Origin of the sequence: Roseibium algae (genome assembly GCF_037783265.1) — a bacterium.
Lineage (GTDB): Bacteria > Pseudomonadota > Alphaproteobacteria > Rhizobiales > Stappiaceae > Roseibium > Roseibium algae.
Genome location: NZ_JBAKIA010000025.1, coordinates 1 through 22,174 on the forward strand (window position 1 = coordinate 1; position 22,174 = coordinate 22,174).

Here is a 22,174-nt window from a genome sequence, read left to right on the forward strand (position 1 = left end):
TCCGCCTGCCTCAACACCGCCATGATCTGTGCGTCGCTGTATCGTCCGTTCTTCATCAAAAATCTCCTCAGATATCTTGCCGAGAAAATTCTACTTTTGAACACCACTAATTTTAGGGGGGATTACCTTCCGGCTTCAATCGGCTGCAATTGATCGGGATCGCCGACAAGAACGAGTTTTGCGCCAATCTTTTCTAGTTTGCTGGAGACGCGCGCCATTTGCCGCGTGCCAATCATACCAGCCTCATCAACGACCAGAACATCGCCTTTGGAAATCGGCTCATAGCCATTTTCCCAACTTGCTTCCAAAGACGCCAATGTCCGACTTTGAATGCTTGAGGCGCTTTCCAGCCCATCAGCGGCTTTGCCTGCCAATGCTGCACCGTGCACGGTGACGCCTTGTCGTTTCCAGGCATCCATGGCCGTCGCCAGCATCGTGCTCTTGCCGGCACCAGCCAGTCCAACAACACAGGCAATCTGGCTGCCGCCTAGAACATCACAGATGGCCGCGCGTTGCTCATTGCTCAGTTTTCCACCAAATGCCTGACGCATTGCGGCATCTTGCCGTTTCATGGCCGCCTTGATGTGAATTTCATTAACATGAAAGCCGCTGGTCCCGAGCATGCTCTGGGCTATGTCCTGCAGTTGCTTCTCGGTGTTCAGCATCTCGCGTGTGGTAAGGGGGTTGCCGCTTGTTCCTTCGACTCGAACCAGTTGCGGCGATTTAAGAGCTGTTTCCGCAGCTTTCGACAGGACTAGTGGATCGTCTAAGTATCGGGCCAATGCCCGCAGAATATCGGTGCGGTCAAATCTGGCGTTCAGCTTCGAGACTTCATCCAAAATGAGCGCGGGATTGCGGAGCAGTTCGGCTTTTGAGAAGAGCTTTTGATCCGGTGGTGTTTCCAGTTTCTGGCGTGGATCGGGGACGGCGCGTTTGCGCGTTAGCTTGCCGGAATTGCCCCTCTTGAGTTCGCGCGCCAGTGCCCGTCGTTCGGCGAGATGCGTTTCGATCAGTTTCTGCTGCTCTGCGCGATCACGGGTTTCGGCTGCTTTGGCGGCAGCCTCAGCGTCTTTGACAAAGGTCTGATACCGGCCGGTCATGCGCAGGAACGCTGCCCGCAGCCCCTTTGGCATTCGGGACTGTTGAGCTTTGCGCTCTTTGAACCGGCGCTCTTCTTGGTTTTTCAGAAAGGCAGCACGTTCCTTGCGTTGACGCGCGACCAGTTCAGAGCGCCTCAAATCTTGCAGCGGTGAGGGGGGCGACTTAGACGGTGGCGTTAGATCGCTAACCTCGCCCAAAACATCTTCGATGGATGGCAAGTCGTCTTCGCTACCCAATCGAACCCGCAGATCTTTGGGCTTTACGCCGCACCAGCGCGAAAGCGACCAGACTTTGCCATCTGCATCGATGGCGACAAAAGCCCGCTGCTTGCCCTGTGCCAAGACAAAGCCTTGCTCTTTTAACGCTGCAGCAAATGCCCCACGAGAATCCGAATTCTCCCAGCAAAGGCGGAACATGGCTTTGTGCGCCTTGCGATCCCGTTTTTCTCGGCTAGCTTGCTGGGCCTCCTGTCTTGATACGTTAAGCGGGTCGCGTTTTGCTTGATCCACAAACCCAGGCGGCATCTTCCATTCATGCTGCCTGTAAAGCTCACGAGACACATCGCCGAGCTTGCGTTTGCAGTGGGGTAAATTGATTGCATTCATGCGCCGGGCATGGATGCGTGACCAAACACAATGGGCATGCCGTCGCCCGTTCTTTTCATGAAAGACGATGGCTCGCGGTTGTCCCGTCAAATTGAGCTTCGTTTCCGCAGCCGCAATGGCTGCTTCAAAGTCCTCGATGGAAACAGGCTCATTCGGCGGCGGATTTAGCGAGAGGGAAAAGAGGTACTTGGTACACTGCGTCGCGCCGCTGATCGCCTCGGCTTCTGCAAAAGCACCAAGCAAATCATCGGCGACAAATCCTTCAATCGCATGGACTGTGACGTGATCATTGTCACGCGGGTTCAGGAGGTGCTGTGCCAGCTCTGCTCCATACCCGCGCTCGTTGCCCTCCAGGATCACGGTCGCGACCCAAGAGCCCGCATCAACAGCACGCGAATGTCAGCCAAATAGGCATTGGCTTCGGCAATTTGGTCTCGCTCATTTTTTCCAATCTCCAACACGCCGCAATTGGCGTGATAGGCAAGCTGGTTCAAATTGCTGGCAATGCGGGATTGGCCCAGCAACGCCAAAACTTCGGCGGTTGCTTTCTTTTCTGCTATCTCAGACGTAGGCCTTCGCTTGCGCCGCTTGGCTTCGTCGTTGAAGACACATGCCCGAATGTAGGCACTGAGCGTCATGCCCACCGCAAGCTCTTCCAGCTTCGCTCTCTCTTCGACTGTCAGACGTAATGTCAAAGGTGACAATGAAGTCCGCTTTTTTGACGCCTTGGTCGGCTCTGAACCTTGCTTGGCAATGCCCTGAGCGCTGTTCTCAAAAACCGTTGTTATCTCGGTCATGGTGATAACTCCGGCGCGGTGAGCTCTACCAAAATTGGCTCTTCACCCTCATCTGAAGCGGCAATCGCAAACTCGCGCAGAGCCTCACGCAATTCTGTTTCGCCATGAAGTGTTTCAGAAAATTCTTCCAGTTCTTCGAGGAACTTGTATGCTTCGGAAGGTTCTAGATTTATCTGATTAGGTGCACCATTGATCATCGACATAAGTGATTGATATTTAAAGAGAACCGGCCTAGTGCCGGTTTTTTTATTGACTAGATTCCTGAAATTGCCCTACTTTTTGTATCTCATTCGCCTCTCCCCATCGGAGAGAGGCGGTGGTGGTGGGGGAGAGGGTCTCGAGGCGATTATCCATCTGCATCTGACCGGCGGCGGAACTACTTCGTGTCATTGAACCACTTGGCAATTGCGGCGATTTGTCGTTTTAATCGGAGTGTTTCAACGAGGACGTCATGCCCGGTGGCTCCTTTCAAGCGTTTATCAGCATGTGCCCAGTCATCCAACGGCTTGGATATCTTGCTGATTGCCTTGTACTCAGCCGAGTTGGTTGGGTAAAATCTCTTGAGATTTTCAAGGTTGACAGTGATGTCTCGTGTCGCCTTTAGGATACCTTTGTTGAATTCCGCTACATCGGGTTTACGCTCCTGCTTCGCGATCCATTGTGCTGCCAGTTTGATTGGCGCATGCAATTTTGCCCGAAGCTGTTTCACGGTCATTGATCTTTGGAGAATGGATTTATCTTCGTTTTCCCAAAGGTCGATGAGCCCGGCGAGAGCTCCCTCAGCAGAGACTAGGCAAATGTCGAAGGTGCTGCTGAGAATGGCATAAAGCGCTTGGAGATCATTTGCCTTTTTCTTGGCGTCCGTCGTCTTGGCTGCCTTTTTGTCAGCAGCTGCGGTCTTTATCAGCTTGTCGATATAGTCGTCGGTAACTTTCTTTGTCGCTTTTATTTGGGCCTCAAAATTCTTGATGGCAGCAGCTCTCTCTGGAGCTTTGAAGGTTGCTTTCCCAAGTTTGCCATAACTCTTGTCGAGAGCCTCGAAAGCACTTGAGACGCCTGAACTTTTTCTGAAAAAACCTAGAAATTTTTCTGTTGGCTTCTTCTTGCCGCTCTCGGTTTCAAAGTACTTCTTTGATTTTTTCCATTCTTGGGCCCACTTTCCGTAACCAACTGCCATCTTGTTTCCACTTCTGCTGTTTAACTTAGTAAAACTTAAGTGGCGGCAAATGTTTCAAAGGTTCAGGGTGGGTGCAGAAATACCTATTCGAGACCGTTCGGTGCATTGATCATTGTCGTTGTGATTATCGTTTCTCTCTAGAGCTGGTGATCAATGAGACTTATAAACACTGATGTTGGAAATGATGAAAACTCGCAGCCATTTTGTTCTGATTGCAAACCTGGTTTCAGCGCTGGCTTGTTCGAGTGCTGCGGTTGCTCAAAATACGCCGGAACTGGCAGCGGCGATGCGCATGCCCACGGATCGCTTTGAAACGCTGTCCTGCCAAAAACTTTGGTATCTGGAGCACAAGGTGTTGGCAGCTGGCCGTGTCTGCTTGCCGACGGAGCGGGCGAGGGCGGCTTTTTCGTCTGCCAAACACTGCATCTCCAAAAACGAACGGATCCTGGCTGCTCCAGTGCAGGCGTATCTTACAAAACTGCGCAATGTGGCAGGCGCAAAAAACTGCACTTCGTAACCGGCTGTTGTAACCTTTGCTTTAAGAGGCGTGGGATTGGAGACACTGGGCAAGCTGACTGTGGATGGCTTGCTGGCGACCGGTGGTAAACCGTAGAGTGCGGCGCTACAGGATTGCACGAGGCGGGAGATGCTGCGCAGAACATGCGGGTGGCATCTGGAAATACGGGGGGCAAGGCGTGGCTGATATCAATCCGAAGATCGACGATACGTTTGTTGAGTTGCCCCTTCTGGCTGTGCGCGAGGAGGAAGGACATCTTAATCCTGATTTTATTCTAGCGGTTGAGACCGCGATTGACGCTGAAGATTCTGATGGCCTGCGTGAGCTTGCCGGTAAATTGCATGAGGCTGATACCGGCGATCTGATCGAAACTCTGGGCGAGGCACAGCGGGCTGTTTTCGTTCGTCTGCTTGGGAATGAGTTCGACTATACGGCCTTGACGGAGACCGATGAGGCGGTCCGCCTCAAGCTGCTTGAAGCGCTGCCGAACGAGGACATCGCTGAAGGCCTTGGTGAGCTGGATTCCGATGATGTTGTCTATATCCTTGAAGATATGGATGAAGCTGATCAAGCTGAAATCCTAGATGGCTTTGCGCTGGCTGACAGAGCGCAGCTGCAACGTTCACTGGACTATCCCGAAGACAGCGCCGGGCGGCGTATGCAGGGCGAATTCATCGCTGTTGCCCAGTTCTGGACGGTTGGACAGACAATCGACTACATGCGCGAAGCGCGTGACTTGCCGGAAAGCTTCTACGAGATCTATGTGGTTGATCCGGGCTTTCGGCTTTTGGGCGCTGTGGCCCTGGATAAAATACTCTGTGCCAAGCGGCATGAAAAAATCACGGAGATCATGACGGAAACCCGTCGCGCGGTGTTGGCGACAGAGGACAAGGAAGAGGTGGCGCGGCGGTTTGAGCGCTACAATCTGATTTCGTCAGCTGTGGTGGATGACGCGGATCGCTTGGTCGGTATTCTGACCGTCGATGACATTGTTGATGTGATCCAGGAAGAGGCCGAGGAAGATCTGCGCGCCCTGGCCGGGGTCGGCGATGAAGAAATTTCCGATAGCGTGATCACGATTGCCCGTTCGCGCCTGACTTGGCTGGTGGTGAACCTTGGAACTGCGGTGCTGGCATCTGCCGTCATTGCCATGTTCGAAGACACCATTGAGGCCATGGTCGCTCTGGCCGTGCTCATGCCGATTGTCGCCTCCATGGGGGGCAATGCTGGAACCCAGACCATGACCGTTGCCGTGCGCGGCATCGCGACCCAGGAACTGGGCACACGGAACATGCTGCGGGTTCTTCGTCGTGAGGTTCTGGTTGGCTTTTTGAACGGGACTATTCTTGCCTTGCTCATCGGCGTAACGGCCTGGATGTGGTTCCAAAATCCGGGGCTGGGCATCGTGATTGGCGGTGCCATCATCATCAACATGCTGTTTGCCGGGCTTTCGGGGCTCTTGATCCCGATAGGATTGGACCGGATCAATGTGGATCCGGCCATCGCCTCCAGCGTCTTCGTCACGACTGTGACTGATGTCATAGGCTTCTTTGCCTTCCTGGGCATTGCCGCCCTGTGGTTCGGACTGCCGATTTGAGTGGTTGCTGGTAATCAGCTTGTCTCTTCTGCCGATTTCAGCAAATTATTCCGAAGGGTCATGATGCGACCTTGAAGTTCAATGACTTCATCCATTGGAAGGCCGGTTGCTGCCAGAATGCAGGCGGCAAGGGTCTTTGTTTTCTGTTTCAGGGATCTGCCTTTGCGCGTCAGGGCGATGCGCACCTGCCGCTCATCCTTTTTGTCGCGTGTCCGGGTTAATAGCTCCATCCCTTCCAGTCGCTTCAAAAGAGGCGTCATGGTGTTGGATTCCAGATGCAGCTGGTCGCCAAGATCGCCGACCAGGATCTTGTCTTTCTGCCACAGCACTGTCATCGCCAGATATTGCGGATAGGTCAGGCCGATGTCTGTCAGCAGGGGCTTGTAGACCCTGTGCATGGCATGGGTGGCTGAGTACAAAGAGAAACACAGGAACTGGTCCAGCTGCAGACCTTGCACGTCAGGCATGATCTCTGTTTCTACCTTTTCCGGAGCTATTTCTGCAGCAAGTTTGGCAGACGCTTTTGCCTTGGCCTTTTTGCCGACGGCCTTCTTTTTCGCCGGAGCTGTTGCTTCTTGGGCTTCGGCATCAGGCTCTGAAATCGACTCTGAGCCGTTCTCCGAAGTTGCGTGGGGCGCTGCCTTGGGCTTCTTTTTTCTGGTCGGTTTTTTGACGGGGTCTTTTTCCGATTCTGGCCCCAGATCAAAGGGGAAGGCGGTCTGAGTCATGGGGCGGTACTTTCCGTTCTTATATCGGTTTTCTTTAAAATAATTCGTGCGCGATCTAACTGCAAGCCCTTGTAATTATGTCGCGCACGATTTATATTTCGCCTGTATTCGTATCGTGCACGATATGACTTTTCGCTGGTGTGCCCCGCAGAACTGCGGGCTTTTCCAGCGATGTTGAAACTTGAAAGGTGAAGTTGATGAGTGTGGAAGTTGTTTATAAAACTCAGGCCAAGGCGACCGGCGGGCGTGATGGTGTCGCGGAAACCCTTGATGGGTCGTTGTCCTTGAAGTTATCAACTCCAAAGGAGTTGGGTGGTGCTGGCGGTGAGGGCAATAACCCTGAACAATTGTTTGCAGCAGGTTATGCGGCCTGTTTCATCGGTGCCTTGAAGCTCGTTGGCTCTCAAGCGAAGAAGCCAGTTCCGGCGGACGCGAGCATAGTCGCAACAGTTGGAATCGGGCCCCGCTCAGAAGGCGGTTTTGGTCTGACTGTTGCTTTGGATGTGACCATTCCGGGCATGGACAAGGCAGAGGCCGAAGAGCTTGTGGCCAAGGCGCATGAAGTTTGCCCCTATTCCAATGCGACGCGGAACAACATTGGCGTCGCATTGACAGTGGTTTGAGTGGGCTGTTCTATCTAGGGAAAGCTTGAATCTGGTGTTGGCTTTGAGGCAGTGCTCAAAAGCTGCTGCTCCAAAGCCCGCACCGCCAAAGCAACAGAGGTGCGCCGGGTTTTAACAAATTGTGAGTGCTAATGAATTCCGAAACCAATCTGTTTGTGATTGATCTTGAATATCGTGTATCGATTGAGGTTGTTGAGCCACATCTGGATGCACATATTGCTTTTTTGGAGCATTGCTACGCCACTGGTGTGTTCTTGGCTTCAGGCCGAAAGGTGCCGAGGACGGGCGGGGTGATACTGGCGCGGGGACAAAGCAAGAGTGAGATCGAGACTTTGGTCGCAGGTGATCCGTTTCACCAACATGAGCTTGCGCACTACACAATTACAGAATTTGTGCCAAGTATGACGGCGCCGAGTTTACAGCTCTGATTGTTGTTTGAATATTGTCTTTGGTCTGGAAATCGCTAGGAGCCTTGAAATGGTGTCTGCACCTCCGATCGATGGAATTCTTGAAACCGCTGTCTATGTCGAAGATATGGATGCGGCACATGCATTTTATCACGGTGTGCTTGGGCTTCCGCGCATGGTCAAAGGTGAACGGCTCTATGCTTATGATGCGGGGCCGGCGCAAACGCTTCTTGTGTTTCATCGCGGTCATACTGCTGAGGATGTTCCTACGGAAGGCGGTGTTGTACCGGGGCATAACAGTGTTGGTCATGCCCACTTTGCGTTCCGGATTGGCGGCAGCGCAGTCGATGCCTGGCGGGTCTATCTGGCGCAGTGCGGGATTGATGTTATCAGCGAAGTGATTTGGCCTGCTGGCGGCACCAGCCTCTATTTTAATGACCCTGCCGGCAATGTTCTGGAAATGGCTTCTGCTCCGCTTTGGTCGAATTTTACCCGATAGTCATGAATTTCAGGTAGTGATCCGGGATTATTTCTTTCGGAGGTTGTGATGTTGTTTTCCAGATCAGCGCAATCATTTTCCTTCTTGAATTGGATAAGGGGCGTCGGCCGGGTACTGACGGGAAACGTTGGTGTTGCTTCTCTTGCAGGCTTCTTATTGCTTGGTGGCCAGTTGTTGAACGCACCTCGGGGTCAGGCAGAGGCGCAGGAACTTTCTCCAGCTCAAACAGTCTCCGTCCCTGTTGAAGATTCGCAGATCGCAGCTGCTCTTGAGAGGCTGGATGGGATGTCGCTCGGCAGTCTGAAGCGCTCTGGCGTGCCCGGTCTAGCCGTCGCCGTGACCTGGAAAGGCAAAACGGTATTTGCCAAGGGCTATGGCGTGCGGGCAAGTGGCAAGCCTGACCGAGTCAATGCGGATACAGTGTTTCAGATTGCATCTGTTTCAAAGTCTCTGGCGGCAACCGTGGTTGCGGGACATGTCGACGCGCGTAAGATCCGTTGGGACGACCTGGTTGTGAGCTATCTTCCGGACTTTCGTCTTCAGAACGAAGCAGTGACCGATATGGTCACCTTGGGTGATCTTTTCGCGCATCGTTCCGGTCTGCCCGACCATGCGGGAGATGATCTGGAGGATCTTGGCTTTAACCGGGCGGAGGTACTTGCGCGTTTGCATCTGTTGCCTTTGGGCGGCTTCCGGACCGACTATGCCTATACGAATTTCGGACTGACGGCTGCTGCCGAAGCTGTCGCCGTTGCATCTGGTACAGACTGGGCCACGCTGTCGGAGAACATTCTCTACACGCCGCTAGCAATGGATCGCACCAGTTCCCGGTTTTCCGACTTTATGGCTCGTGACAACAAGGCGCTCCCCCATGTCCGGGACAACGGCCAATTCGAAAGCCTCTATCAGAGGCAGCCTGATGCCCAGTCTCCAGCAGGTGGCGTGAGCTCAAGCGTTACCGATCTTGCCAAGTGGATAGCTCTGGTGCTTGGAGAGGGCAGTTGTAATGGTAAGTCGGTGATAGACGCGCAGATGCTTCTAGAGGCAACAACAGCCGAGGTCATTTCTGGGCCATCACGTTCGCTTGACGCCAGGCCCAGCCTTTATGGCTATGGTTTCAATGTTGGTGTTGAGCCGTCCGGTCGGGTTACTTTGAGCCATTCTGGCGCTTTTGCGCTTGGAGCTGCGACGAGTTTCCTAATGGTTCCGTCTCTCGACCTCGGGATCATTGTTCTGACCAATGGTGAGCCGTTTGGAGTTCCCGAAAGTCTGGCCAGATCCTTCATCGATGTGGTCGAGTACGGAGAGCCTAGACGGGACTGGCTGGCCGGATACCAAAGGCTCCTTAAGCCCCTTATGCAGCCTGTCGGGATGATGGCGGGCAAGCCGGTGCCAGTGGCCGCTCTACCCGCAGCACCGTTGACGGACTATGCTGGCACGTATTCCAATTCCTACTTCGGCCCGGCAGCGGTTCTTTCCGATGGCAATGAAGTCACCTTGGAAATAGGTCCTGCTGGATTGAAATATGACCTGAAGCATTGGGACGGCGACACGTTCTTCTTTGAACCGCGACTGGAGAATGCACCAGCAGGAAGCCGATCTTTGGTCCGGTTCGAACGTGGACCGACAGTTGGTTTTGGATCACTGTGGATCGAGTATCTGGACGAGTATGGCCTTGGCACATTCGAGAGGAATTAGCGGCTGAGGGCAACTCGGTATTTACGCTTCGTCAGGCCGGGGAAACAGTGTATGCCGGTCAATGTGGCGCCAGATGCGTCCTGAGCGTGATTGAATACAAGAGGCTGGGGTCTAAATGCATTTTTTGCAGAGGTTGCTGAAGGTCCTGTTTTATGTGGCCGTTGGCGCTGTTTTGTCGATAGCGGGAGTGGCAGTATTCTTCATGACTTGGGAGCCGGATCGCAGCCTGTATCCGATCAGGGGTATTGATGTGTCCCATCATCAAGGACCGATCGATTGGGTTCAGGTGGTGGGCGATGATGTTGCTTTCGTTTACATGAAGGCAAGTGAGGGGCAGGATTTCAAGGATCGGGCCTTTGCTGCCAATTGGCGTGGAGCGGGCAGTGTCGGGCTTGCGCGAGGGGCTTATCATTTTTATTCCCTGTGCAGTCCGGGCCTTGCCCAGGCCGAGAACTTTCTGGAAAGCCTGCCTTTGGGCGGTGTCATGCTGCCTCCGGTTCTGGATCTTGAGTTTGACGGCAATTGCGCCGCTCGCCCGCCTGTCGATGAACTTCTCACGCAGGTCACGGCTTTTGTTGAGCGGGTTGAAGAGGCGATTGGGCGTAAGGTGATCCTATATGCACCAGAAGATGTTTATCTGACCTATTTGAACCAACGTGGGTTCAGTCGCAGCCTTTGGGCACGCTCAGTCTGGCGCTCTCCGGGTTATGCAAATGACTGGGACTTGTGGCAATATCATCAGCGTGGGAGCGTCGCCGGGATTGATGGCGACGTTGATTTGAACGTGCTTGCCACCGGTTTGTCTCTCGATAGTCTTGTTCGCTAGAGTTCGATTCTGAATACAAGAGGTTGTTATTTATTAAATAATTCGTTTGTGTTGACTTTAACGTAAAAAGGCGAAAGTGTTGAGCATCCACGGGGGGATGTATGCAGCGCCTATATACTATCACGCAATTGACCCAGGAATTTTCGATCACGACGCGTACTTTGCGGTTTTATGAAGCCCAAGGCCTTTTGTCGCCGCAGCGCCGGGGCCGTCAGCGTTTGTATAATGCAGCAGACCGTACGCGATTGAAGTTGATCCTCCGCGGAAAGCGTCTTGGGTTCTCCCTGGCAGAAATCAGCGATCTCATTGAAATGTATGGCAAGGCACCGGGTGAGCCTGGGCAATTGCGTCTTTTGATGCAGAAAATTTCCCAGCGCCGGGCAGAGCTGCTTGAAAAGCAGAGAGACCTTGAGTTGTCGTTGAAGGATCTTGATGACGTCGAGGCGGGGTGCCGCGGCCGGATGGCAGAGCTCGGTATTGAATTTGAAGAGTTCTCGCCGGAGTCAGAAATAGATTCAGGGGTAAGTGCCGAGCCTGTCGCGGATACTGCTTGATGCTGCTGTCTTTGAAAGCCCTCCATGTGCGCCGAGCTGATACTTATGGGCTAGATGGTGCCGATAAAATTCTATTTCGACTGGGCTTGTTATGTTGATGCACTTGCCCGGTATGAAGGATTAACCAGGATGAATGACCTGATAATTCGCCCTTTGAAGGCGTCTGACTGCGCTGAATGGGCCAGCCTTTGGCATGGCTATCTGACGTATTACAAGCTTGCCGATCTGCCACAGGCGGTCACCGATGATCTGTTTGAACGGCTGTTGGGCAAGGGTGGACATTTCGGTCTGGTTGCAGAACGTCAGGGCAAACTTGTCGGCTTTGTCCATTCTCTGCCGCATGACAGCACATGGTCGCTGCAACAAACCTGTTACCTGGAAGATCTTTACGTCGATGCCGAGCAGCGCGGCGGCGGTGTCGGACGCAAGTTAATTGAGGCTGTTTCTGCAGAGGCGGAGCGGCTCGGTTGCCACAAGGTCTATTGGCACACTGAGGAAAACAACACTCGGGCCCGGCAACTTTATGACCGGATCGGGACTTTGAGTGATTTCGTTAAATACGACCGACGCTAGGTCAGTCATCACCTGACAGTTATTTTTTGGGAGGAGAGCTTCTATGATCCGTAATGATTTTCCATCGTTCAACTTCAACCTTGGCGAAACTGCTGATATGCTGCGTGACAGTGTACGGTCCTTCTCACAGGACCGCATTGCGCCACTGGCCGCCAAGATCGACCGTGAGGACTGGTTTCCACGCGAGCTTTGGCCGGAGATGGGCGCTCTAGGCTTGCATGGTATTACAGTGGAGGAAGAGTGGGGCGGGTCCGGCCTTGGCTATCTCGAGCATTGTATTGCGATGGAAGAAGTCAGCCGGGCGTCGGCTTCGATTGGCCTGAGCTATGGTGCGCATTCAAACTTGTGCGTCAATCAGCTGCGCCGTTGGGGCACCGACGACCAGAAGAAACGCTATCTTGGCAAGCTGATTTCTGGCGAGCATCTTGGAGCGCTTGCTATGTCGGAACCGGGTGCCGGTTCAGATGTCGTATCCATGAAGCTGAAGGCTGAAAAAAAGGGCGACAAATACATCCTCAACGGTACGAAGATGTGGATCACCAACGGCCCGAGTGCAGATACGCTGATCATCTACGCCAAGACAGACCCGGAAGCGGGTCCCAAAGGCATGACCGCTTTCCTGGTCGAAAAGGATTTTCCTGGTTTTTCCGTCGCGCAGAAGCTCGACAAACTGGGTATGCGTGGCTCTGAAACAGGAGAACTGGTGTTTCAGGACTGTGAAGTTCCGGAAGAAAATGTTCTTGCGACCGTCGGTAAGGGTGTCAATGTGTTGATGTCTGGTCTTGATTATGAGCGTTCTGTCTTGGCTGCAGGTGCCGTTGGAATCATGCAGGCCGCTATGGATGTGGTCATGCCCTATATCCATGAGCGTGAGCAGTTTGGTCAGCCGATTGGCACATTCCAGCTGGTTCAGGGCAAGGTTGCCGACATGTATGTCGCGATGAATGCGACCAGGTCATACGTTTACGCTGTGGCGCAGGCGTGTGATCGGGGCGAGACCACTCGTGAAGATGCGGCAGGCGCTATCCTCTTTGCTGCAGAAAACGCTACCAAACTGGCTCTCGATGCGATTCAGCTGCTGGGCGGCAACGGCTACATCAATGAATATCCGACCGGCCGGCTTCTGCGAGATGCCAAGCTTTATGAAATTGGCGCTGGTACATCTGAAATCCGGCGCATGCTGATTGGCCGTGAGCTGTTCAACAAGACCAGTTGAGTGTCGGTTCTGAGCCCATCTGACGCTGCGGGAGTAATGTTCTAGAAGTGACTTCACACGCCAGGCTTGCAGTTTTGGAGTATGGTCGAGGTTTCCGCACGCATTTGATTTGAACTGGGGTGATCCTGTGGCAGCTTTCCGCTGCGATAGGATCGCCATCTTGTGAATTGATGTTGTGGATGCACCGAAACAGCAGGGTTTTAGAGGGGATGTGGCTGGGAAATGATGGAAATCTGACGGGATCATGGCAAGCTGGCAGGTCATTCAGGCAACTCCTGATCCTGCGACATTTTGTTATGTTCTAAAGTTACGATCCAGGTCCGATCTTTTAGGTGTGCAGTGAGATGCACGGTCAACCTGAAAGGTTATGAAATGTCCAAATCTGTTGTTATGTCCGCTTTTGTCGTTGCTTCTGGCTTGCTGGCCCCGATCGCGGCTCAGGCCGCCGGAACCACTCAATGTTCGTCGCCGGGGATTACCAAGGCGGATGTTCAAGCCATGGAAGCCAAATGGGGGCAGGGCATTGTCGACATCGGCGCGGCCCAAGACCCGAAGGCGACGGCCAAGGCTTTCGTCAAGGATCTGTATGCCTATGACGCTGGATCTGTTCTGTTCAAACCGACCAAGGCGTCTGCGGACGAGTTCCGTGAGACACCTGCCGAAGCCCAGTCCTATTTTGTTTCCGGCATCGTACCGGAAGACCATGGCTTTGCTCTCGCGCCCTATACGAAGGTTCGATTCGAAAACAATGGCATCGTCTATGATTGCAACTCTGCAACGGCAATGGGGAATTACTATTTCACCAACACGTCTGGCAAAGAGGTCAAGGCAGATTTCACGTTAGGCTTTGTCAAACAATCTGATGGCGACATAAAAATTGACGTCCATCATTCTTCATTCCCTTTTTCGCCGAAAGCAAAACACTCTTAACGCCATAGTCCTAGTGCGTGAAATTCAGAATTTATAGCTAAAAAGGAAGCCCGTCCTCTCGGTAAGAGGGCGGGTTTTTATTATCTGCATTGCTGGCTGACCTCGACGAAATTAAGGTTCCGTTAGGCATGGTGAGGGTTGTTATGAAATAACCCTGTAAAAATACCAATGTTTTGAGCTCGATTCATGAACTCCTAATGCGTGCTGCTTATATCTCGTGTCTTGCAGTGCTGAGTTTTTAACTACTCGTTTCTGGAGCTTATTTTTTATGCAATTGGATGTTTTTACCATCCTGGTGTTTAACGCAGTTTTTTGCCTAATAGCCGGTTTTTGCCTGCTGTTGATGTGGTGGCAAACGCGATCCGAAACCGGGGTTCTGTTGTGGGCCATAAGTTTTCTTGTTCGTTTTTCTGCTTTTCCATTGCTTGTCCTGAATGGCAGCGTTCCAGTTGGCCTGTCAGTTGTTTTGCCCGGCGCCATCCTGTTTGGAGCGCTGGGCGTCAGTTGGATGGGGACGCGCGCTCTTATGGGGCGTCCTGTCAGAGGCTTGATTGCGATAGCGCCAGTCGGGATATGGTTGGCCCTCTGTCAAGTTCCAAGCATACAAGAGCAAACAGGAATGCACCTGTTTGTCCACTCCGTCCTGATGACGCTGTGTACCTTGGCGATCGCAATCGAATTTTGGAGTGGTTCAGCCGCGGACGATAAGTTCAAAAGAGGTTCGGCTCTGCTTTTTACGCTTGTTTCGGTGTTCCATGGTCTTCGGGGAGTTATTGGGCTGTCTGAAGCGTTTCCAGGGAATATCCTGGAAGGAAACAATGCATTGGCCTTGTCGTTTTTTGCACCCTTGTTTCTGTTTCTGGTGGGGGCTTTGATGTGGCTTGCCATTTATTGGCGTGGATATGTGGCAGAGTTGAAAAATCTTGCCGAACGGGATCCGCTGACGAATGTGTTCAATCGCCGAAGCTTAATTGGTCTGGCGGAAAAGCTGATCAAATCACGGCATGCTAAGGGGAACGCGACTGCCTTGTTGTTGTTCGACCTGGATCATTTCAAGGTCGTTAATGACACGCATGGTCATGCGGCGGGCGACTTGGTGCTTAGACGGTTCTGTGATCTCATAACAAGCGAATTGGGCAGTTCTGATATTTTTGCCCGCTTGGGCGGGGAAGAGTTCGTGGCAATGCTTGCGGTGAATTCCTCGGATGACGCCTGTTCATTCGCTGAAAAGTTGCGAAAGATTGTGAGTGCTTCGACCTTCGAGCTTTCTGGCCGTTCCATTTCGGTGACCGTAAGCGTCGGTGTCGCGGTGGCGGACGGGGATTACTGTTCCTTTGCGTCTCTCATGAAGAATGCGGATGGCGCGCTCTATGTGGCGAAAAGGACTGGGCGCAACAGGGTCGAGAGCTGCAGGTCTCCTTCGGTGGACAATTTGCTAAATTGCAAGGAAGAGCTGTTTGCTGGAGGATCTGTTGCGGCTTGAAGTTTAAGTTTTTGAGCGTTTAGTGTTGCGACTTTCAATTGAGTTGTGCTTGCGTTATTCTCTACCTTCGATATTCTTATGCTGAGTATCTCAAATGACTTGAAATATCCATTTCAATTTTAGGAGAGAAAAATGTCAGAGGATATATTCTCTGTATCTTATACAGTCGTTTCTTACAATGTTGGTGGCGCGCAAGGTTTGACGACAAAGGTTACTCCTGGTGATGTTCTATCTGGAAAGCTAAGTTTCTTTCCTAATGTCAGCGGTGGTTCTGCGGAAGTGAATTTTGTTTTTTGGAAAGATGGTCAACATGTTGGTGACACTGTTCCGATGAATATCAGTCAGACCGATCAGCCGACTAATCACATCACTGTCCCGGAAAACGTTGATATGGCTGTTATGACGTTTGGAAATGTTACCTTCCCAGCTGGATCAGTTACGATCTCCCTTAGCCGCTCTTGATGTTTGGCCTTGCCGTAATCTCAATACCTCATTTGAATAACCAGAGCCGAGAAGTATTTATGGTCACCATGCAGATCCCAAGTGAATGCGCGAGTTAGACCTTCGCTTGGTTCCTACGGCATCTTATGAAACACTGTATGTAAGCTGCTACCTTTTCACACTCTCTTTGGGGTGGTGAGAAAGAGTTGTCCAACTGTGTTGCAATTGAGTGCACGAGTACCCATTCCTATAGAGAGATCAATTGGGGTATCCGCATGGAACGGGCAAGGCGCCGTCTCGCTGCTGTGATGTGCGCAGATGTTGCACATTACTCAAAGCTGATGGAAGCAGATGAGGACGGCACGCTGGATCGGCTGAAGTCCTATCGGTCCATCATGAGCGGATTAACCGAGCGGCATCATGGCCGGATCGTCAACACTTGGGGTGACGCGGTCATCATCGAGTTTTCCAGCGTTGTTGAAGCAGTCCAATGCGGAGTTGATATTCAAAGTGAGTTGTCCTTGCGCAATTCGGACCTGCCTGATGCCGCCAGAATGGACTTTCGCATCGGAATAAACCTCGGCGATCTCATGATCGAAGGGGATGACATCTACGGCGATGGTGTGAATGTGGCTGCGCGGCTTCAAGAGCTGGCTCCCACGGGCGGTATTATGTTGAGCCAGTCTGTTCATGATCAGGTGCGCAGCAAACTTGCGCTGGGTTTTGAAAGCATGGGTCCGCAGAACGTGAAAAACGTCAGCGAACCTGTTGAGGCGTTTTCCGTTCGCCTGGGAGGCCGTAATTCTCTTGATGAGAGAGAGTATGTTCCTGAATTTGATCAGGTGTCTGGCGAGCAGCCTGAGGGCTTAGGGACTGGTTCCGGTCCTGAATCTTTTGCTAACGGCTTTGATCAACTGCGGGGTTGGTTGTCGCAGCAGCCGAAAAAGGTTCGGCGTGCTGTTTTCGTGATAGGTTTCTTCTTCGTCCTGAACCTTCTGACAAGCGGTCTGTCGACTCTTTGGTTCGTTTGGCCATCTCTGCCATTTTTATTATATCTGGCGTGGCATATTTTGGGAGGTTCTGATCGCGGAAATAAGCCAATAGAACCCGGATCAGAGAAGTAATCGTGTGGACTGGCACCTTGTGTTGCCGATCTGATAACTCTTTTTCGCTTAAGTAGGGCCTTGGAATTTGCGACAAGCGTTCGCTTCGCATACACATGGGTCAAGAACCTGCTGGCGGCAGCGCCGGCAAACAGTCAACGGAGCCTATCCTGCGTATGAAAAACTATTCGACAATGGTGCCAGCCCGCCTCGATGACGAGGACGAGGACAAAGCAAAAAGCCAGCAGTCGATCCAGGTCGACAAGCATCTGTTTGATGCCCGCACAGTGCTGATCACCGGTGGTGTTACCCAGGAAATGGCGCGTGATGTATGCGCGCGTCTTCTGGCGCTCGCTCAAGTCTCGAATGATCCGATCACTGTGATCGTATCTTCTCCGGGTGGTCACGTGGAATCAGGTGACATGATCCACGACACGATCAAGTTCATTGCTCCCGATGTTCGTATCCTGGGCATGGGCTGGGTCGCCAGCGCTGGGGCTTTGATTTACGTTTCCGTTCCCAAGGAAATGCGCTTCTGCACACCAAACACCCGCTTCCTGTTGCATCAACCATCTGGTGGTGCAGGCGGCATGGCAACAGATATCGAAATTCAGGCCAATGAGATCATCAAAATGCGTGATCGGCTGAATCAGATTTTTGCTGATGCAACGGGTCAGCCAATTGAGCGGATCGAGAAAGACACCGACCGTGATTACTGGATGAGCCCGTCAGAAGGCATCGATTACGGACTGGTCGGCAAGATCGTGACCACCGTGGCCGAATTGGGCTAACAAGCCCGTCTTTGCAAAATTTCAATAGCGCCGACAGTTTTTCTGTCGGCGCTTTTTGTTTGTCTGTCTTGTCACAGGCTTTTAAGCAACCATTTCATCTGCCGCTGGCCGGTCGAAATTTTCGCGCGAATCATGATCACTGACTGCGTAGCAGCGAATTTTCTCCATCAAACTTCGCAACTCCTCTGTAGCCTCAACAGGTACGTTATGGCTTTTCAGGGCGGCGGCAAAATGGTCGACGAAAGCGTCAAAGGCTCGGTCCGTCTGGCAAAGAGCTGATAATAATTCACTGACCGGGGTGTTCTCGTAGATTGGTGAGCCGCCGGTTAGAAATATCAAAAATTCGCAAAGGTCATCCTGGTGCTTGATTGATATGTCTGCTGCAGCACGGCTGAAATCAGGATCAACCCGCAGACGCTGCATCAGTTGGTTCATTGCCTGAGCAAAGGCCGGTCGGCCACCGAATTTCAGATATAGTGTCATTGCGTCGCCCCAAAACAGTTAATTTGATAGAGGGCAGGATGCCGGAGGTGACTGTTCTAACCTGTGATGGCTGTCACGGTTTCGCTTTTTCTCGAAACCTCTTGGACTGAGGGCTACTGGCTCTTGCTGGTTCCGCTGGCCTTGATCCAATCGCGGCAACGGTTTTCGGGATCTGCGTCATTGAGAACGTCAGTTATGACGCAGATGCTGTGTGCCCCGGCTGCGTAGATTTCTGCGGCATGTTCCAAACGAATGCCGCCAATGGCAATCAGAGGGCATGAGATTCTCTCTCTCCAGGTGGTGAGGCGCGCGATGCCCTGTGGAGCGTAGTCAACAGTCTTGCCTCTTGCTGGAAAAATTGGACCGAGAGCAACATAGTCGGGGTCAAAGGTCAGTGCTCGATCGAGTTCTGCTTCTGTATGGGTTGAAATGCCGAGTTTCAGACCAGCTCTCTTGATTGCCACCATGTCGGCGGTATCCAGATCCTCTTGGCCAAGGTGCAGCCAGTCAGCTCCGGTCTCTATTGCGGTCTCCCAATGATCGTTGATGACCAGGGTGCAGCTATGCGCCCGTGCCGTGACCAGCGCTGCTGAAACAGCTTCGAGGCGCTCAGAGGGGCTCTTATGCTTGATCCGCAGCTGTGCAAGGCGCAAACCTTGCGGGCACAATCGTTCAAGCCATTGGAGGTCATCCACGATCAGGTAAAAGGGCGCTAGCACGAACAGTCTCCTTCTGATGGGGACGTGTCTCGTCTCTTCATGGGGAAATGGCAAGTAAGATGTTTTTATTTTTTTCCAAGATCGGCTTCTTTTTCATTCAGCCTTCCAACGCACTGGTGTTTCTGGGAGGGCTGGGAGTTGTCTTGCTTTGGAGCAGATGGCGACGCGTCGGGCGAGGGCTTTGTAGCGTCGCAGTGCTTATGTTGGCAGTGCTGGGTCTGTCTCCGGCGGGGAACCTTCTGATTTTGCCACTTGAAGAGAGGTTCTCTATCCCCGAGCACATTGATGCAATTGACGGCATCATAGTGCTTGGAGGCTCCCTGGATACGATTGTGATGGGTGCAAGGGGAGTGCTGGTATTGACCTCTTCAGCTGAGCGTTTGACCGTTGTTCCAGGGCTTGCGCGCCGGTTTCCTGGTGTGCCGGTGATCCACGCCGGTGGACATGGGCTGCTGATGGCCGCAGCTGTGAGCGAAGCAGATGGGGCAGGGGAGCTATTGCTGGATTTTGGTCTCCCAACAGAGCGGATCATTTTGGAAGACCAATCTCGCAATACGCATGAAAATGCGATGTTCACCTACAAGATGATTGCACCCAAGCCTGGACAGAAATGGCTCCTGGTCACATCAGCCTATCACATGCCTCGGTCAATCGGCGTGTTTCGCAAGGCTGGATGGACGGGGCTTATTGCGTATCCTGTTGATTGGCGAACTCGTGGCTGGGAAGATGCGACACTCGGGTTTTCTGGTGTGTCCAGCGGTCTCAAGCGCTTTGATATTGCAGCCAGGGAGTGGATCGGCCTGGCCGCATACTGGGCGAGTGGTCGGACGTCGGCATTTTTTCCAGTGCAAGCGGATCAGTGAGAAAGGTAATTCGCCTTTTGGTTGGGCTTTGCAATTTTTCTCTCTTTTTTTGCCAGTTGGCCATTCCCATATAAAGATCATCATAGATATCGGGGAAACAGATCCATGGTGCTCGAAGCGCCGCTGATTGCAGCAGATATTGTTCAATGGCTCTACAGTGATGCCGTTGGGCGCGATGACAGCCTGGCGCTGATTGAAGAACTTGCACAGCGTTTGTGTGCAGGAGGTATTCCTGTGGACCGCATCACAACGGGAATCATGATTTTGCATCCCAATGTGAGGGCCGAGGCTTCTGTTTGGACCAGCGATGGCACGCGTGAATTGCGCCGGTATCTTGCAAATGAAGAGCTTGACGAAAGCTATGAAAACAGCCCGTTCAAGGTTGTTCACACGGAAAATAAATTGGTGCATCTTCCGATAACGGCTGAGTTTCAGCCAGGGGAGTTCAGCATTTTTGCTGAGCTTAGAGCGGAGGGCTATATTGACTATGTCGCGCTTCCTATGCCGTTTTCGGATGGATCTATCAAAGCCTTTAGCGTTGCGACGAAGGATCCAGGCGGTTTCTCAGTTTCCAGCATAGCTGTTCTTGAATCCATTATCCGGCCACTTGGCCTTGTGTGTGAGCTGGCGACGCTTCGGCGGACAGCAGAAACGCTGCTGGATACCTATGTCGGGCCGCGTGCCGGGCGCAGGGTTCTCGACGGAAAAGTCAAGCGGGGCGATGGGGAGTGGATCTCTGCGATCGTCAGCTTTGCGGACCTGCGCGGTTTTACAAGGCTGTCAAATACACTTCCAGCCGACAAGCTTGTGCATTTTCTGAACAAGTACTTCGGTGCTATGGCGGCAGCTGTAGAGGCTCATGGCGGAGAGGTGCTGAAGTTTATCGGCGATGAAGTCATGGCGATCTTCCCCTATGATACGCCAGATGAGGCCTCTGACGCAGCGCGTCGTGCTCTGAAGGCGGCGGGGGAGACGACCGAAAACATTCGTTCTATCAATCAAGATAACAGTTGCGATGAAACACCTGACATGAGCGTCGGCATCGCCCTTCATGCGGGCGACGTTTTCTTTGGTAATGTTGGCAGTGAAACGCGCCTGGATTTCACGGTGATTGGCCCGGCTGTTAATCTGGCTGCCAGAATTGCAGAACTCGCCAAGGATCTAAATGTTGAAGTCTTGGTTTCGGACAAGATCGCGGAAATCATGGGCTGCCGCGGCGGGCTCTATGGCCAATATCAGGTGAAGGGGTTTGACGAGCCTGTCTCTGTATATTCTCCATCCTTGGTGGGGGGCGAAGCCGGGAAATGGTGCCCTGACAACACAGCAGTACGGGATTTGGATGCGAATTGACGGCGTATCAGAACGACAAGGACTGACAAGGTCGTAAATGCAAAGACCTCTGGGCCTGCAAACCAGCCCAAAAACGCAATTGCGAAGAAAAAAGAACGCTGCCCCCTGTTGAAATGACGACCTGCCAAAACGTTCAGTTCTGCTGCCTTGCCTGCGATGTTCAGAATTTCTGCTTCGCTGGCCTGGCCGGTTTCGGGAACGCTGCCCATGATAATTGAGCAGTAGTTGAACAGCCGGTAGGCCCAGCCGAATTTGAAGAATGCATAGGCAAGGATCAGCATCAGACCAAGAACCTTGACCTCCCAAAGTGCGCGGCTTTGCTCGACCGGTATGGACAGATCACCGGCCATGGTCAAAATTCGGTCTGTCGAATCGAGTAGGGCGAACCCACCCCCGATCGCCAAAAGAGATGTAGAAGCGAAAAACGCTGTGCCCTGCTGCAGGCCGGACATGATGGCCGTATCCATGATCCTGACCGGCCGGGTTGCCATGGTAAGCATCCAGGAGCGGCGGTAAACTTCCATGGATGCTGAGAGCGTCTTTCCCCGTATAGGGCTTAGGTCAATCATCAAGTTGAAGCCAAACCAGGCGAAAAGAAACCAGCCAACCGCGAGTAAATCAAATAGAGAGAGGAAATGCATTGCGGTCCCATTGTGTGTGGAATTTGGCGATCCGATCACATCGGGGCCACTTTATACCCTTTTTAGCGCACAGGGCTTCAAGCCGCCAGACCGGCTAATTCATTGCAAAATCAACGGTCTTTATTGCAATGCAAAAAAGGCGGAGCTGATGTCGATATTTTGTGCTTGCGAAACGGTTAGGGATCCATTAACTCCTCGCCTCATTGGAGCCATATTCTCCCTCCCGGGAATGAGGCATAGTTTATCAAAGGGTTTTCATGGACGAAAACGTACAGAAGTCCTGCTGGGGCGTTACCGCTTGGACGGTTCTCGCACTGGGAGGCGCACTGGCGATGCTGGTCCTCTTCAACGATGTGGAAAGCGCTCAACAGGCGGTCGCTTCCGCTGGCTGAAGTTAGAAGGCATGCTTTGAGAAACGGGCGCGGGTGACCGCGCCCTTTTTTTGTTCAAAT

At 52.6% G+C, this 22,174-nt stretch carries 26 protein-coding genes; 18 read left to right on the forward strand and 8 right to left on the reverse strand.

From position 1 onward, the window contains the following. Positions 1 to 122: 122 nt before the first annotated feature. From V6575_RS21710 to V6575_RS21725, 4 genes are all read right to left on the reverse strand, one after another. The gene (locus V6575_RS21710; RefSeq protein ID WP_340277417.1) at positions 123 to 2,066 is read right to left on the reverse strand and encodes an AAA family ATPase; all 1,944 of its coding nucleotides are present in this window, start codon (positions 2,064 to 2,066) and stop codon (positions 123 to 125) included. Beyond that, positions 2,063 to 2,503 (reverse strand): plasmid mobilization protein, encoded by a 441-nt coding sequence (locus V6575_RS21715; RefSeq protein WP_340277418.1) that lies wholly within the window; start codon positions 2,501 to 2,503, stop codon positions 2,063 to 2,065. Before V6575_RS21715 ends, V6575_RS21710 begins: the two co-directional genes overlap by 4 nt. After that, entirely contained in the window at positions 2,500 to 2,706 is a 207-nt protein-coding gene (locus V6575_RS21720; RefSeq protein ID WP_340277420.1) for a hypothetical protein, read from the reverse strand. The genes V6575_RS21715 and V6575_RS21720 overlap by 4 nt, the downstream gene beginning before the upstream one ends. A 173-nt stretch (positions 2,707 to 2,879) precedes the next feature. Continuing rightward, positions 2,880 to 3,680, reverse strand: a complete 801-nt coding sequence (locus V6575_RS21725) for a hypothetical protein (protein ID WP_340277422.1) — start codon at positions 3,678 to 3,680, stop codon at positions 2,880 to 2,882. A gap of 181 nt (positions 3,681 to 3,861) precedes the next feature. On the opposite strand from V6575_RS21725, the gene V6575_RS21730 reads away from it, so the two are divergent. After that, positions 3,862 to 4,197, forward strand: a complete 336-nt coding sequence (locus tag V6575_RS21730) for a hypothetical protein (RefSeq protein ID WP_340277424.1) — start codon at positions 3,862 to 3,864, stop codon at positions 4,195 to 4,197. A 187-nt stretch (positions 4,198 to 4,384) separates the two neighbouring features. Beyond that, entirely contained in the window at positions 4,385 to 5,794 is a 1,410-nt protein-coding gene (mgtE, locus tag V6575_RS21735) for a magnesium transporter (RefSeq protein WP_340277486.1), read from the forward strand. Between the two features lie 14 nt (positions 5,795 to 5,808). Here the strand turns inward: mgtE and V6575_RS21740 are convergent, their stop codons facing one another. Beyond that, positions 5,809 to 6,522 carry a MarR family winged helix-turn-helix transcriptional regulator gene (locus V6575_RS21740; protein WP_340277426.1) on the reverse strand — a complete coding sequence of 238 codons (714 nt, stop codon included), beginning with the start codon at positions 6,520 to 6,522 and terminating at the stop codon, positions 5,809 to 5,811. A gap of 197 nt (positions 6,523 to 6,719) precedes the next feature. Between V6575_RS21740 and V6575_RS21745 the strand changes: the two genes are divergently transcribed. From V6575_RS21745 to V6575_RS21805, 13 genes are all read left to right on the forward strand, one after another. Next, positions 6,720 to 7,145, forward strand: a complete 426-nt coding sequence (locus V6575_RS21745; RefSeq protein ID WP_340277428.1) for an organic hydroperoxide resistance protein — start codon at positions 6,720 to 6,722, stop codon at positions 7,143 to 7,145. Between the two features lie 131 nt (positions 7,146 to 7,276). After that, entirely contained in the window at positions 7,277 to 7,573 is a 297-nt protein-coding gene (locus V6575_RS21750) for a YciI family protein (protein ID WP_340277430.1), read from the forward strand. A 49-nt stretch (positions 7,574 to 7,622) separates the two neighbouring features. After that, the gene (locus tag V6575_RS21755) at positions 7,623 to 8,051 is read left to right on the forward strand and encodes a VOC family protein (RefSeq protein ID WP_340277432.1); all 429 of its coding nucleotides are present in this window, start codon (positions 7,623 to 7,625) and stop codon (positions 8,049 to 8,051) included. Between the two features lie 48 nt (positions 8,052 to 8,099). After that, positions 8,100 to 9,749, forward strand: a complete 1,650-nt coding sequence (locus V6575_RS21760; protein WP_340277434.1) for a serine hydrolase — start codon at positions 8,100 to 8,102, stop codon at positions 9,747 to 9,749. A 115-nt stretch (positions 9,750 to 9,864) separates the two neighbouring features. Further along, positions 9,865 to 10,575 carry a GH25 family lysozyme gene (locus V6575_RS21765; protein WP_340277437.1) on the forward strand — a complete coding sequence of 237 codons (711 nt, stop codon included), beginning with the start codon at positions 9,865 to 9,867 and terminating at the stop codon, positions 10,573 to 10,575. A 101-nt stretch (positions 10,576 to 10,676) separates the two neighbouring features. Further along, the gene (locus V6575_RS21770; protein ID WP_340277439.1) at positions 10,677 to 11,129 is read left to right on the forward strand and encodes a MerR family transcriptional regulator; all 453 of its coding nucleotides are present in this window, start codon (positions 10,677 to 10,679) and stop codon (positions 11,127 to 11,129) included. Positions 11,130 to 11,258: 129 nt separating this feature from the next. Beyond that, positions 11,259 to 11,702 (forward strand): GNAT family N-acetyltransferase, encoded by a 444-nt coding sequence (locus V6575_RS21775; protein WP_340277442.1) that lies wholly within the window; start codon positions 11,259 to 11,261, stop codon positions 11,700 to 11,702. A gap of 43 nt (positions 11,703 to 11,745) precedes the next feature. Continuing rightward, positions 11,746 to 12,918, forward strand: coding sequence for an isovaleryl-CoA dehydrogenase (locus V6575_RS21780; protein ID WP_340277443.1), 1,173 nt, complete (start codon positions 11,746 to 11,748; stop codon positions 12,916 to 12,918). A 372-nt stretch (positions 12,919 to 13,290) separates the two neighbouring features. Further along, positions 13,291 to 13,848: a hypothetical protein gene (locus V6575_RS21785; RefSeq protein ID WP_340277445.1), complete on the forward strand. Its 558-nt coding sequence runs from the start codon at positions 13,291 to 13,293 to the stop codon at positions 13,846 to 13,848. A 619-nt stretch (positions 13,849 to 14,467) separates the two neighbouring features. After that, complete coding sequence (locus V6575_RS21790; RefSeq protein ID WP_340277447.1) at positions 14,468 to 15,331, forward strand: GGDEF domain-containing protein; 864 nt, start codon at positions 14,468 to 14,470, stop codon at positions 15,329 to 15,331. A 132-nt stretch (positions 15,332 to 15,463) separates the two neighbouring features. Continuing rightward, the gene (locus tag V6575_RS21795) at positions 15,464 to 15,793 is read left to right on the forward strand and encodes a hypothetical protein (protein ID WP_340277449.1); all 330 of its coding nucleotides are present in this window, start codon (positions 15,464 to 15,466) and stop codon (positions 15,791 to 15,793) included. 254 nt (positions 15,794 to 16,047) lie between these two features. After that, positions 16,048 to 16,896: an adenylate/guanylate cyclase domain-containing protein gene (locus V6575_RS21800; RefSeq protein WP_340277450.1), complete on the forward strand. Its 849-nt coding sequence runs from the start codon at positions 16,048 to 16,050 to the stop codon at positions 16,894 to 16,896. A 155-nt stretch (positions 16,897 to 17,051) separates the two neighbouring features. Beyond that, entirely contained in the window at positions 17,052 to 17,666 is a 615-nt protein-coding gene (locus tag V6575_RS21805; protein WP_340277452.1) for an ATP-dependent Clp protease proteolytic subunit, read from the forward strand. 81 nt (positions 17,667 to 17,747) lie between these two features. On the opposite strand, the gene V6575_RS21810 is transcribed toward V6575_RS21805, so the two are convergent. Next, the gene (locus V6575_RS21810) at positions 17,748 to 18,149 is read right to left on the reverse strand and encodes a globin domain-containing protein (protein WP_340277454.1); all 402 of its coding nucleotides are present in this window, start codon (positions 18,147 to 18,149) and stop codon (positions 17,748 to 17,750) included. Between the two features lie 113 nt (positions 18,150 to 18,262). Then, complete coding sequence (locus tag V6575_RS21815) at positions 18,263 to 18,868, reverse strand: thiamine phosphate synthase (RefSeq protein WP_340277456.1); 606 nt, start codon at positions 18,866 to 18,868, stop codon at positions 18,263 to 18,265. A gap of 59 nt (positions 18,869 to 18,927) precedes the next feature. Here V6575_RS21815 and V6575_RS21820 point away from each other — a divergent pair, with 59 nt between their 5' ends. Beyond that, the gene (locus V6575_RS21820) at positions 18,928 to 19,731 is read left to right on the forward strand and encodes a YdcF family protein (protein ID WP_340277458.1); all 804 of its coding nucleotides are present in this window, start codon (positions 18,928 to 18,930) and stop codon (positions 19,729 to 19,731) included. Positions 19,732 to 19,836: 105 nt separating this feature from the next. Next, entirely contained in the window at positions 19,837 to 21,081 is a 1,245-nt protein-coding gene (locus V6575_RS21825) for an adenylate/guanylate cyclase domain-containing protein (protein WP_340277459.1), read from the forward strand. On the opposite strand, the gene V6575_RS21830 is transcribed toward V6575_RS21825, so the two are convergent. Next, the gene (locus tag V6575_RS21830) at positions 20,967 to 21,722 is read right to left on the reverse strand and encodes a DUF599 domain-containing protein (protein ID WP_340277461.1); all 756 of its coding nucleotides are present in this window, start codon (positions 21,720 to 21,722) and stop codon (positions 20,967 to 20,969) included. The two genes, V6575_RS21825 and V6575_RS21830, sit on opposite strands and share 115 nt — an antisense overlap. Positions 21,723 to 21,979: 257 nt before the next feature. Here V6575_RS21830 and V6575_RS21835 point away from each other — a divergent pair, with 257 nt between their 5' ends. After that, positions 21,980 to 22,114, forward strand: a complete 135-nt coding sequence (locus tag V6575_RS21835; protein ID WP_340277462.1) for a hypothetical protein — start codon at positions 21,980 to 21,982, stop codon at positions 22,112 to 22,114. Positions 22,115 to 22,174 lie beyond the last annotated feature (60 nt).